Annotated in this window: 9 protein-coding genes; 3 read left to right on the top strand and 6 right to left on the bottom strand. The window is 47.1% G+C overall.

The genetic code is table 11. The annotated features are described in order from the left end of the window. Positions 1-43: 43 nt before the first annotated feature. The 3 genes from DCMF_RS28735 to DCMF_RS28720 form a co-directional block, all read right to left on the bottom strand. Positions 44-1,234, bottom strand: coding sequence for a glucose-1-phosphate adenylyltransferase (locus DCMF_RS28735; protein WP_148137623.1), 1,191 nt, complete (start codon positions 1,232-1,234; stop codon positions 44-46). 6 nt (positions 1,235-1,240) lie between these two features. Then, positions 1,241-3,199 (bottom strand): 1,4-alpha-glucan branching protein GlgB, encoded by a 1,959-nt coding sequence (glgB, locus tag DCMF_RS28730; RefSeq protein WP_148137622.1) that lies wholly within the window; start codon positions 3,197-3,199, stop codon positions 1,241-1,243. Between the two features lie 296 nt (positions 3,200-3,495). Continuing rightward, positions 3,496-4,410 carry a DMT family transporter gene (locus DCMF_RS28720; protein WP_148137620.1) on the bottom strand — a complete coding sequence of 305 codons (915 nt, stop codon included), beginning with the start codon at positions 4,408-4,410 and terminating at the stop codon, positions 3,496-3,498. A gap of 229 nt (positions 4,411-4,639) precedes the next feature. Between DCMF_RS28720 and cls the strand changes: the two genes are divergently transcribed. Continuing rightward, on the top strand, positions 4,640-6,106 hold the full coding sequence (cls, locus tag DCMF_RS28715; RefSeq protein ID WP_148137619.1) for a cardiolipin synthase: 1,467 nt from the start codon (positions 4,640-4,642) through the stop codon (positions 6,104-6,106). 579 nt (positions 6,107-6,685) lie between these two features. Continuing rightward, the gene (locus DCMF_RS28710; RefSeq protein ID WP_148137618.1) at positions 6,686-7,915 is read left to right on the top strand and encodes an MFS transporter; all 1,230 of its coding nucleotides are present in this window, start codon (positions 6,686-6,688) and stop codon (positions 7,913-7,915) included. 140 nt (positions 7,916-8,055) lie between these two features. Here DCMF_RS28710 and DCMF_RS28705 read toward each other — a convergent pair whose 3' ends face one another. From DCMF_RS28705 to DCMF_RS28695, 3 genes are read right to left on the bottom strand one after another with little or no spacing between them, the layout of a single operon-like run. After that, positions 8,056-11,154 (bottom strand): efflux RND transporter permease subunit, encoded by a 3,099-nt coding sequence (locus DCMF_RS28705; protein ID WP_148137617.1) that lies wholly within the window; start codon positions 11,152-11,154, stop codon positions 8,056-8,058. Between the two features lie 14 nt (positions 11,155-11,168). Next, positions 11,169-12,269 (bottom strand): efflux RND transporter periplasmic adaptor subunit, encoded by a 1,101-nt coding sequence (locus DCMF_RS28700; protein ID WP_148137616.1) that lies wholly within the window; start codon positions 12,267-12,269, stop codon positions 11,169-11,171. 1 nt (position 12,270) lies between these two features. Further along, entirely contained in the window at positions 12,271-12,837 is a 567-nt protein-coding gene (locus DCMF_RS28695; RefSeq protein ID WP_148137615.1) for a TetR/AcrR family transcriptional regulator, read from the bottom strand. A gap of 324 nt (positions 12,838-13,161) precedes the next feature. Here DCMF_RS28695 and DCMF_RS28690 point away from each other — a divergent pair, with 324 nt between their 5' ends. After that, positions 13,162-13,374 carry a hypothetical protein gene (locus tag DCMF_RS28690; RefSeq protein ID WP_148137614.1) on the top strand — a complete coding sequence of 71 codons (213 nt, stop codon included), beginning with the start codon at positions 13,162-13,164 and terminating at the stop codon, positions 13,372-13,374. Positions 13,375-13,398: the final 24 nt, after the last annotated feature.

Here is a 13,398-nt window from a genome sequence, read left to right as displayed (position 1 = left end):
AGTAAACAGTAAACAGAATACTCCCGGACAATCAACGGTTCTTTTAGGCCGACTCCTCGCTCCTGGCCCCTGACCAGTCGCCTTTATTCTTCTCTTCCAGCGGAATGGCGACACAATCCGTAGCCGAACAGCACATATAGCATTCCGGTTCATGGCAAAAAATCCGGCTTTCATCGGCGATGACGGTGTCTTCATCCACAATGGCCCGTTCAATCCGCACGTTGGCGCCAATTTTTACATTGGGCATGAGGATGGAATCTTTTACCACGGAACCAGGGCCTACCGTCACAGCCGGGAATAAAACGGAATGGTCTACCTCGCCCAAAATCACACATCCCTCGTTGACCAGAGAACTGGTTACTTTGGCCGTGGGGCCAATGAATTGGGCCGGTTGATTGGGATTTTCGGAATAAATGCGCCATTCCGGATCATTTAAGTTCAAGGCCGGCTGGGGAACCAATAAATCCATACTGGCCTGCCAATAACTTTCGATGGTCCCCACATCTTTCCAGTAGCCATGAAACCGGTAGGCAAAAATTTCCTCTCCCGCCTTTACCAGGGCCGGGATCACGTTTTTGCCGAAATCGTGGGCGGACTGGGCATCTTCATTATCCCGCTGGAGATGTTGTTTAACAAAAGACCAATTAAAAATATAGACACCCATGGAAGCCAGGTCACTTTTCGGCTGAGCGGGCTTTTCCTCAAATTCTACAATCCGGCCTCCTTCCTGGCATTTCATAATACCGAAACCGCCGGCCTCCTCCCAGGGCACCTGGATTACGGCCACGGTAGCGGCGGCCTTCTTTTCCTTGTGAAACTCCAGCATCAGCGAATAATCCATTTTATAAACATGGTCCCCGGACAAAACCAGCAAATATTCCGGGTTATACAGATCTACAAATTCTATGTTCTGATAAACGGCATTGGCTGTCCCCTGATACCATTGGCCACCCTGCTGCTTCACATAAGGAGGCAACACGGTAACCCCTCCGTTGGTCCGGTGCAGGTCCCAATTCCACCCGCTGCCGATATAGGAATTCAGCACCAAAGGCTCATATTGGGTCAGCACCCCTACCGTATCAATGCCTGAATGGCTGCAATTACTCAAAGTAAAGTCGATGATCCGGTATTTCCCCCCAAAGGGGACAGCAGGTTTGGCCAATCTTTTGGTGAGAAAGCCCAGCCTGGTCCCTTGCCCGCCCGCCATCACCAAAGCGATCCATTCTTTTTTCATGCTTCATCACCTCCGAACATTCTTTATGCATGATTGGGATATACCACCGGTGTGTGCCCAGCCGCTAAAGGGCAATTGGTTTGAGGCCGGTTTGAAATACAGGATAGCCAATCCAGGAACCTTAATTTTCAGGCTGAAAGGCTGATTGTGCCACGGCTCTCTCTTCGCCTGCAAGACCCCTGTATTAACCTGTCCTGTCCCTCCAAAGTGCTCCTCATCGCTGTTTAAGGCCTCAAAATACGCTCCCGGAGCAGGAACCCCAATCTGATACTCGGCATAGGACACAGGAAGAAAATTACATACGATCAGCGTAAAATCTTCCTCCTTCTCGGCTTGCCTTAAAAAGACAAGCACACTCTGCCCCCTGTTATCCGGATCAATCCAGGCAAATCCCTGCTCACGGTTGTCTAAAAGCCAGAAATTTGGTTCCTGCGCATAGTAATGGTTAAGAAATTTTACATACCGGTGCAGCTTTTTATGCATATCAAATTCCAGTAAACCCCAGTCTAATTCTTGGTCATGGCGCCATTCCATGAACTGGCCATACTCGCCCCCCATAAATAATAATTTTTTTCCGGGATGGGCCATTAAATAACCCAGTAAGACCCTTAAGCCGGCAAATTTTTCCGTGTAGCTTCCCGGCATCTTATTAAGCAAAGATTTCTTTCCATGAACCACCTCGTCATGGGAGAGGGGAAGGACAAAATTCTCGGCAAAGGCATAGAAAAAAGAAAAGGTCACCAGATGATGATAATGCTTGCGCTGGGAAAATTCCGTGCCCACATAACGCAGCATGTCATTCATCCATCCCATATTCCATTTAAAGTTAAAACCCAAACCGCCTGCATGCACAGGCTTGGTGACCAGGGGCCAGGCCGTTGATTCTTCCGCGATAAGCAATGCCTCAGGGAAATAGGAAAAAACCGTTTTGCTTAAATTTTGCAGAAAAGATACGGCCTCCAGGTTTTCCTTCCCTCCATGGATGTTGGGAACCCATTCCCCCTCTTTCCTGCCGTAATCCCGGTACAGCATACTGGCTACAGCATCAACCCGGATGCCGTCAATATGAAAAACCTCCAGCCAAAAAAGAGCGCTGGAAATTAAAAAGCTCTGCACCTCCGGCTTGCCCAGGTCGAAATAAGCGGTGCCCCATTCCCGGTTTTCCCTGCGCCATTCCTCTTGATACTCATAGAGAAAGGTGCCGTCAAAGCACCTTAAACCATGCTCGTCCGTGCAGAAATGCCCCGGCACCCAGTCCAGAATCACGCCAATCCCCTTTTGATGGCAGCGGTCCACAAAGAACATAAAGTCGTGGGGGGTGCCATACCGGCTGGTCACGGAAAAAAAACCGGTTCCCTGATAGCCCCAGGAGCCATCATAGGGATGCTCCGTGAGCGGCAGCAACTCCACATGGGTATATCCCATTTCCCCTACATAATCAACCAGTTCCGCCGCCAGTTCCCGGAAGGTGAAGAATTCTCCTGCCCGCTTTCTCCATGACCCCAAATGAACTTCATAGATATTCAAAGGGCGCTGATAAGGAGGCCTTTTATGCATTTGCCATCCCATATCTTCCCATGGATAATCTGTTAGTTCACAAACAATAGAAGCCGTATGGGGCCTGAATTCCGCCCACACGCCGCAAGGATCCGCTTTATATCTCTCCTGGCCGTCTGCCCCCCGAAGCTTATATTTATATAAACACCCGGGGTGAATTTCCGGAATAAACACCTGCCAAAGCCCGGAATCTCCCCCTTGCCTCATGGCCCATCGATCATCTTCCTGCCAATGATTAAAATCTCCCACCACCCAGACCTGTTGCGCATGGGGCGCCCAAAGGGCAAACCGGACCCCGGAAACCCCATCCACCATCATGGGGTGTGCCCCTAAAAACCTGTATATATGGAAATGTCTCCCTTGCTGGAATAAAAAACGATCCACATCACTGATCAGTTGCCGATCCATAGCGTCCTCCCTTCCCCATCGCAGGCTGCAACACTGGTGGAAAGAATACAGATAAACTGCCCGATTTGCGTAAAGATTTCTCCAAAATGCCATTTTTTCCTTTGAAGAAAATGGTAAAATTAGGTAATATTTTGCAGACTCTTATCGACGCATTTAATGAATTACCTTGTTTTTGTGACAAACCGGTAAGCTTTTCTCCCTGTTTCAGGAACCGGCTACCGGGTACCATAAAAAAAGCTGCCCATTACAGGCAGCAAATTTCGTGCGCTACTTCTCTCTATCCAGATCCTTATTTTTTAAATTGCCGGCTCTTGGGAATCGGCAGGAGATGATGATGCGGGAGTATAAGAAATGATCACCAGTCCGGCCAAGACCAGTAACATGCCGCCAAAAACCGGCAGGGAGGGCCTTTCCCCTAAAACTACGATGCCCAGGAAAGCAGCTGTCAAAGGTTCCGCTAAAGACAAGGTTACGGCGGTGGCAACAGGAATTTTAGCCAACCCCCGGGCAAAAAACACATAGGCCAAAGCAGTGGCAATTAGCCCCAGGTGTAAAGCGACGAAAAACCCTTTTACCTGGACCAACCAGTGCAGATCTGCATAAAATAGAAAGGGGGACAACAATAAGGCACCCAGACAGAAAACCACGGCCACCACAGCCTCCGGCGGGTACTGATCCAGCAGTCGCTTACTTACTGTAGCATAGGCTGCATAGGAAGTGCCTGCCCCTAAGGCCAACAAAATTCCTAAAGAATTGACATTGAGGCTGCTTCCGGAAGCACTCAAAAGAACGCACCCCACAACCGCCATCACAGTCGCCATGGCCCACCGGAGTCCTGGCCGCTCCCCCCGAAAAAGGAAAGCCAATAGTCCCGCGATCACAGGAGAACTGCCAATTGTCACAACCGTTCCTACTGCCACACCGGTTTTAAGTACTGCAGCAAAAAAGAACAGCTGATAGGCAGCCATGCAGCCTGCGGCTAAGCCGGTGGCGATCACCGGCCAGGATTTCGCACCCCTTAAGGATCCCTTAAGCAAAGCTATGGCCATAAGAGCAGCCCCGCCCACAGCGAGCCGGACCGCACCTACGGTGAGCGGGTGGGCACCCGCCGGTGCAAAAGCCTGGGCCGTCCCGGTAGTGCCCCATAATATCGCTGCCAAAAGTACCAGCCAGCGGGGGTCGATACCTTTTTCACCGCCATGGATACCCATACGTGATCAAACCTCCTTCGTTCGTCCTCCTGTGCCGGCATTCTCTATGAATAACAAAATTAGTTTCGGCAAAGAATGGATCATATCCTCCTGCCCGGGATCGTTTATTTTTTTAAAGGAATGACATTCCTCACATGGAAAATACTACTTATCCTTACAATTTTATATGCTATAATAAAATTGGTTGTCTCGGGGTTCATTATATTATTTATTTAAAGAGGGAACATCAATGACACAAAGTTTTTTCTCCTGGGAATCACTTACTTTAATTATTACGTTAATGATGGTGACAAATCTTATCCTTGCTGTGGTATTGGTACTGTTTGAACGGCGCAACCCCATGACGATCTTGGTTTGGCTCATGGTCATTTCCTTCTTCCCCATTTTCGGTTTTCTTCTGTATCTTTTTCTAGGTCAGGACCTGCGTAAAAGAAAACTCTTTATCCTCAAGGGCAAAGAAGAGGATAAACTGATTCGGACCATCCGCTACCAGCGCACCCTGTTATACGGAAATCAATATAAATTTAAAGATCCCCGGATTCAGCAGTATACCGATATGATCACACTGCAGCTCGCCAGCAGTGATGCCCCCCTAAGTGAAGATAACGATGTGAAGATTTTTGCGCAAGGAGAAGAAAAATTTGCCGAACTGCTGAAATGCATTAAAAATGCAAAAAAATTCATTCATATCGAATATTACATTATCCGCAACGACTCTTTGGGCAGACAAACTGTTGAACTATTAGCGGAAAAAGCCCGGGAAGGGGTTGAAGTGAAATTTCTCATCGATGGGATGGGGGGAATTAGACTGCCCCGTCACTTTTTTGACCCTCTCACCCAGGCGGGGGGTAAAATTGCCGTATTTTATCCACCTTTTCTTCCCTATATCAATTTACGGGTTAATTATCGCAATCACAGAAAAATTTGCGTTTTTGATGGCGAAACCGGCTTCGTGGGCGGGTTTAATATCGGTACAGAGTACTTGGGGCTCTCCAAAAGATTTGGCTTTTGGCGGGATATCCATCTCAAAATCGGGGGCAGTGCCGTAAACGACCTGGAATCTCGCTTTATGCTGGACTGGCGTTTTGCTTCAGGCGAAGAAATGCCTTTCGACGATGTTTATTTTCCCCAGCAGTCCTGCCGGGGCAATACCGCGATCCAAATCGTCTCCAGCGGTCCGGATTCCAAATGGCGTCCCATCAGAAACGGTTATCTGAAGATTATCCATGGGGCCCGGGATCATGTGTTTATCGAAACACCCTATTTTATCCCGGATGCAGAAATCCTCTGCGCTTTAAAAATAGCGGCACTGTCCGGGGTGGATATTCGGGTGATCATTCCCGAGAAACAGGACCACCTTTTTGTGCACTGGGCCGCCATGTCCTATATCGGCGAGCTGCTGGAGGCCGGGGTGCGGTTTTTTGCCTATCAGAAGGGTTTCATTCACAGCAAAATGATCACCGCCGATGGTTTTGTCAGTTCTGTCGGTACCGCTAACCTGGACATTCGCAGCTTTCGCGTCAACTTTGAGGTCAACGCCTTTATCTACAATGGCGATACTGCCCAGGAACTGGACGAACTTTTTATCAATGATATGTATGACTCTAGAGAGATCACGCTGGAATATTATAATCAACGACCCCTGCGTGCAAAGACCAAAGATGCCATCTGCCGGCTGCTGTCACCGCTGCTCTGAAAAAGAATAAACTCTGCATCAAGAGAATTAACTGTCGACATTAACATACTATGCCATTTGGTCAGGTCAATTTGAATATATCCAAACATTCTCTCATAAATGGTTTAATCATGCCGCCATCTACGCCGGGGACGGTTACATTGTGGACGCTTCATCCTCAAAAGGGCAGGTGGTCTACCGCAAGCTGTTCAGTGGGCAGGTGCTTTATGGAAGGCCGGGGATTTAATAAACAATAGCTATCAATATATCGCCCTTCATTGACAGGCCAAAAATGATGTGATAAGCTGAATATAGTCAGCACTAAGGAGGACGCTTAATTTATGGGTCTGATTTGTGATTAGTAAAGTGCAATAAAAAAGCTGCAATCCATCCGCATTGATGGACTTTTTTGTTGTGCTTACTTTTACGAATTAGAAGCATAAGTTTAGCTCTGAAAAGGCGCTGTTGTATTGCAGCTTGCATTTTCTTTCCTTGTGCTTTATCGTAAGTATGCAGACTAAAATCCGCTTTGTGGATTTGGTCTGTTTTTTTGTTGCTCTTTGGGATATGACATACGATCACAAGGAGGAAACATAAAACATGAAACATTCTATTGCTAAATGGCAAAAAACATTTTATACAATTTGGGCGGGCCAGGTAATTTCTTTGATTACAAGTTCCATCGTTCAATATGCGATTATCTGGAACCTAACTGCTATCACAAAATCTGCAACAACTTTATCTATCGCTGCGCTTGTCGGATTTCTGCCGATGGCCTTATTCAGCCCATTTATTGGGAGTATCGTAGACAGATACGACCGCAAAAAAATAATGATTTTCTCCGATTTATCAATCGCTACCGTCGCGTTGGCTATGGCAGTGGCGGGAATGACGGGCAAACTTTCAATCCCAGTGATGCTCCTTGCACTCTTTATTCGTGCCATTGGTTCGGCTTTTCATCAGCCATGTTTACAGGCGGTAACACCGTTAATTGTTCCACAAGAAAGCCTTGCCAAATGCAACGGGTACACCTATTCGTTCCACTCGTTTTCTTTGATACTTAGCCCCGCCATCGCTGCCGCTATTTTCCCGATTATGCCGCTTCATTTTATTATTTTGTTGGATATACTCGGTGCAGCTATGGGTATCTGCACATTGGCTGTTTCTGTTATCCCGAAACTGCCTCAAAACAATGAAAAGAGAGAATTTCATATTTTGGGGGATGCATTAGATGGCTTGAAACTTTTAAGCAGTAATAAGGGACTTTTCATCCTGATGTTTGTTGGAAGTCTGTTTTCATTGGCTTATGTTCCGGCCAACAGTCTGTATCCTTTACTTTGTATGACTTGGTTTGGAGGAACTACCACTCATGCGGGAATTGTTGAAACTGGGTTTTCAATCGGTACGCTTTTAGGTGGTTTTTTGCTTGGATTGTGGGGAGGCACAAAAAATAAAATGCATACAATGATGCCTGCTTTAACAGTCATTGGAGTTTCCTTAATGGGAATAGGGTTACTTCCCGCCAATGGATTTGTCTTTTTTGTAGTGCTGGCTGTTATCACAGGGCTTGCCGCCCCTCTCTTTTCTTCACTGTTTATGTCACTTATTCAGGAAAAGATTAAACCGGAATTTCTTGGCAGGGTATTAGGCGTTACATCTTCCATGATGGCGTTAGCGTGTCCTGTTGGACTAAGCCTATCGGGTGCATTTGCTGAAAAAATTGGCGTGAACAACTGGGTTGTGCTTAGTGGTGTGTTGACCTTGCTTTGCGTTTTACTCTGTTTATCAAATAAAAATGTTCGCGAGGTTAACAGCTCATTAGAAAAATAGAGGTTTATTAGGAGACATTATTATGTATTGTTACTTCATATAATCATGCCTTTTGAAAAAGGCAATTACATGACCCTAAAGGACAAAAGTTTGTTTTTCATTTTTGTTATTAAAAAAAAGCGCGACTAAGTCGCGCTTTTTTAGAGTTCTTTAACTGCATTTTGACGGGCAGGGGATTTTTTGCGCAGGTGCTTCCTGCCCCAGTTTTTCAGATCGTCCAGGATGGTATAAATCACCGGCACCACCACCAATGTCAAAAGGGTGGACGTAATTAAACCGCCAATAATGGCATGGGCCATGGGCGCCCGGCTTTCCGCTCCCTTTCCTAAAGCCAGGGCCAGCGGCATCATCCCGAAAATCATCGCCACAGTAGTCATCATAATCGGCCGCAGCCTGGTCACGGCTGCCTTCAGCAAGGCCTCGCTCCGCTCTACTCCCTTTGCCCGCTGCTGCTTCGCAAAGTCAACCAGCAGGATGGCATTTTTGGTGACCAGTCCCATTAACATGATAATCCCGATCATAGACATCAAACTAAGATCGCTGCCCATCACCCACAATCCTAAGACCGCCCCGATAATCGCTAAAGGCAAAGACAGCATAATGGCGAAAGGATCAATATAGCTTTCAAATTGGGCTGCCAGGATGAAAAAGATAAAGAGCACGGCGGTAAAGATGGCCATTCCCATGGAGCTAAAAGTATCCCCCATGAGTTCCGATTCACCACCGGCGAAAATTCGGTAGCCTGCAGGCATGTGAACTTCTTGAGCAAATTTTTCATTGAAAAGCTTGTTGAATTCCCCGAGAGAGATGCCATCCAGGTTGGCCGAGATTAAAATTTCTTTTGTCCGGTCATACCGTAATATTTCACTGGAAGAAGTGTTGAAAACCTTTTCTGTCACCTGGTCCAGGGGAATCATGGGATTCTCTCCGTTGGCTCCGGCATAGCGGCTGGGCAGATAAATATTGCTGAGGTCATCGATATTTTTCCGGTTGGCATCCTGGAGCCGGACCCGTACATCAAAGCGGTCCTCGCCTTCCTCGAATTGTCCCACCACCGTACCGCTAAACAGGGTATAAAGGGTATCGGCTACCTGGCCGGTGCTGATGCCCAAATCTGCGGCCAGGTCATGCTTGATCTCAATCTTACTTTCCGCCTTTCCCGGTTTATAACTGCTGGCTACATCCACTGCTCCCGGAATACTGGCGGCAACCTGGAGCGCTTTTTCCGCATAGCCTTGGAGCAAGGTATCATCCTGCCCTAAAAGATACCATTCTACCGTTTTGGCACTGTCTATGCCCGAATTCGTATTGATCGCCACCTGGATTCCGGCAAAAGATTTAAACTTTTCCCGTAAATCCCGGGCAATATCCCCCACGGAACGTTGCCGCTCTTTCTTGTCAACCAATTCTACAAACATATTGACATTATCTGCTTTCACTTTGGAATAGGTACTGACAACCTCCGGAAGGCTGCGTACCGCCTTTTCCATTTCTACCGTGATGTTTTCTGCCGCTTCCAGGCTCAATCCGGAATCGAGCTGGGCGGATACATTCAATTGCCCTATATCTGCACTGGGGATAAAGCTGGAACCCAGAAAACCCACCATCATCAGGCTACCAACAAACAAAACTGTGGCAAGGCCTAAAGTCAGCCAGCGGTGCCGGAGGACGCCTTTCAGTAATTGGGCATAGCAGCCGGTTATAAAGTTTAGGCCCTTGTTAAACCATCCTAAAAATACGCCCACAGGCCCTCTGATGCGGGGCTCTTCCTGTTTGAGCACCCGGGAAGACATCAGGGGTACCAATGTGAAAGAAACCAGCAAGGACATCAGTACGGCACAAACAACCGTCAATCCGAACTGTTTAAAAAACTGTCCGATAATCCCCGTCATCCCCGCCACAGGCAAGAATACCGCTACAATCGTCAGGGAGGTGGCCGTCACGGCCAGCCCGATTTCTGTAGTCGCTTCCTTGGCGGCGGTTAAGGCTGATTTTCCTTGACTCATGTGCCGGGTAATATTTTCGATCACCACAATGGCATCATCGATCAACAAGCCGACAGATAAAGAGAGGGCCATCAGGGACAGGTAGTTCAAGGAAAAATTCAAGGCCCGCATCATAAAAAATGTGGTAATGATGGAGGTGGGGATGGACACGGCGCTAATAGCCGTACTGCGCCAATTGCGCAAAAATACAAAGACCGTGAGGACAGCCAGAATACTGCCCTCAATAATGGTACGGAAAACATCCTGCACCGATTCTCTGATGAAGGAGGAATTATCTGTCACAATATTTACCTTTACCCCATGGGGTAACCCCTTTTGCAGTTCCTCAACCGTCTTTCTCACCGTATCGGCAACCTTTACCGTATTGGTTCCCGACTGCTTAATGATATCCAGTCCGATGGTCTGCTTTCCCTGGTACAGGGCCAAGCTGCTTTTTTCTTTGGTCCCATCCACTACCCGCGCCACATCTTTCACATAGAGCTGCACGCCGGATCTCCGGGCCACGGGCAAATTGGCAAAATCCTCCACCCTCACCATGTTTCCTGCCGTACGCAAGGTGATTTCCCTGCCCTCGTCACTCAGCTTGCCTCCCGGAATATCCAGATTCTCGCTTCTGAGACTGTCCAGGATTTCCACTGTGGTTAACCCGTACAGAGCCATTTTCTCTTTATCCAGCTGGATTTGGATCTCCCTTTCTTCATCCCCGTACATATTTACCGCACCCACGCCCTTCACCGCTTCCAGGGGCCTTTTGACCTGATCCTCCACAATGGCGGTGATTTCCCGGAGAGAAATATCTCCCGTCACAGCCAAAGACATAATGGGCACCGCCATGGGATCAAATCGGGCGATCACCGGCTCCTCAATATCTTGAGGCAAGTCGCCGCGGATGGTGCTCAGCTTATCCCGTACATCCTGCGCCGCCACCGCCGAGGGCGTTTCCAGGGTAAACTCCGCCCAAGTCATGGAGACACCTTCATTGACAATGGAATAAATATGTTTAATTCCCGAAATTTGCCCGATGGCCTCTTCCACCTTGAGCGCAATCTTGCTTTCAATCTGTTCCGGGGAAGCCCCCTGCTGGATAATGGTCACCGCCACATAGGGGAACTCCACTTCCGGGTAATCATTGATATTCAGCCCAAAATAGCTGAGAAAACCCAATACAACCAGGGCTAGGATGGTCACGGTGGCAAATACGGATCTTTTTAAACTTAAATTGGTTAAATACATGGTTTTCCCTCCTGTTATCGGGCAACCGCAATTTTATCTTGGTCTTTCAGCATATTCACATTCGTTACCGCCACTTGCTCTCCCAGCGCCAGACCTGATTTGATTTCCACGGACTGGCCCACCATTTGGCCAATTTCTATCTGCCGGCGCTTGACATGATCAGCCTCCACCACAAAAACAAAATATAATCCCTCACTGCTTGTCACAGCATTCATCGGCACCGCCGGGACTTCCTTTGCCTGCCCGATCTTTATTTCCACCTTCGCAAACATACCCGGCATGAGCAGGAGCTTCTCGTTCTTAACTTTGATCTTTGCTTGAAACACTCTGGCTGCCTGATCCAGAGAGGGGTTAATAATATCGATGGCACCTGTAAATTTTTGCTCCGGATAGGCGTCAACAAAAACATCTGCCTGGAGTCCTTTTTTTATTTTCGCCAGATCTTCCTGGGCAATGTTTACCGTCACAAAGACAGAAGAAATATCTCCAACCGACATCAACTGCTGTCCCGCGGTCACCACCTGGCCTAATGTAACGCTCCGGTCGTGGACAAGACCGTTTATAGGAGCGGAAACAGTGGCATTGTTCAAGGCATCCTGCGCACTGGCAACCCCAGCGGCGGCAGAATCGACATCATTTTGGGCAACCTGTAAAGCAGTCGTCACATCTTCTAAGTTCTGCTTTGCCACGACGCCATCTTCATAAAGGGTCTTGACCCGTTCATAATTACTGCGCGCCGAAGCAAGGCCTGCTTGAGCCTTCTCCAAGAGGGCCTGATAATTATCCAGATTATTATTTAACTCATCCGTTTCCAGCACCACAAGGGCCTGGCCGGTATCAACCCCGGTTCCGTTATCCACCAGGACTTTGCTCACCTTGCCCCCGATTTTAGCGCTGATCAGGGCATCCGTCTTTGCCTCAATATCCCCTGTTAAAGATAAATTCTCTGTTTTATCCACCGTTGCCACAGCCGCCGTATCGATGGTGAGGACAGGTGCCGTAGCTTCCTGAACAGGTTCTTTCTGATGGCTGTTCAGATAATTTATCCCTTTGAGTAAAACTAAAGCAAGGACAATTACCACCACTGTCCCGATCAGTTTACCGTTTATTTTCATCCTAATTTAGCCCCTCTCTTTTAATAATGCCATAGAGAATAATTTCTATGACCCCTTCTACTGCTTGCATAAATGAGATGTGATTATTTTGGGAAAATTCATAATCAACTGCTTCCATCAGCCGGTTATCTAATAACAGCTCAATAATGGGAAATTGTTTCATCATCTCCGGATGGACTTCTCCTTCATCGATTCCCTCCTTGATCAAATCCAAAATTTTTTCTTTATTTAAAGCAGACAGTCCTTTGATCTTTTTCCATTCGTCCGGATAAAAACGCTGCAGTTCAGGAATCAGCCAATATTTCGTCCGATGGGCCCGGTGGCTCACAATCCGTTTTATCTTCTCAATCCAGCTGCCGGGAAGGGAAACCGCCTCCAGGGTGGATTGCTTCTCCAGTTCGATATGGAAATCAACGGCGCTGCTAATTAAGGCATCCTTGTTTTTAAAATGCTTGTAGATGGTTTTTTTACTGATGCCTAAATTTTCCGCAATACTTTCCATGGTGAATTTGCGGAATCCATATTTTCCTATTTCCTCTATCGCGGCTTGAATAATTCTTTCTTTCATCCCACATCCTCCTCAGGAAACGATAATCGTTTCCTCCGTTTCCAAAAATAACTTTACGCGGGGGATGGGTTCCTGTCAAGAGATATTTTCCCGAAAAAATAAAAAGGTGAAAATCCTTAAAGTATATGGTCCGAAAACAGAAAAAATGCTGCCTCTGTCAACCAGAATGCAGCATGAGCAGTTCTATTCTTGCTGTTAGGCTAAATTATTCGGATCCCCCGCTCCGTCAACCATGATAAAATACATAATAAAATACTTGACACTTGAAATTAAAAATTCATGTTATATAATATTGCCTAAATATAAAGCGCAAGGAGGTTAAATATGTATGTTCCGTTGATCCTAGGCAAACCCTTACATCTTTGGCTTGGAATAATCATGATATTTTTGTTGGTCTTTCAGGTTTTGACAGGTAAAAGAATACTAAAGCTCCCATTTGTATACCACCGCCTTAATGCCATTGCCATTATTATCATTGCAGCTGTTCATGCTTTTTTCGGGCTAGGTATCTGGTTCTTTAATTTTCAAATTAGATAACAAAAATGATGAAAAGGGGTTGGA

It is taken from the genome of Candidatus Formimonas warabiya (assembly GCF_002777255.1).
Lineage (GTDB): Bacteria > Bacillota > Dehalobacteriia > Dehalobacteriales > Dehalobacteriaceae > Formimonas > Formimonas warabiya.
This window is presented reverse-complemented; position numbering and strand designations above follow the sequence as displayed.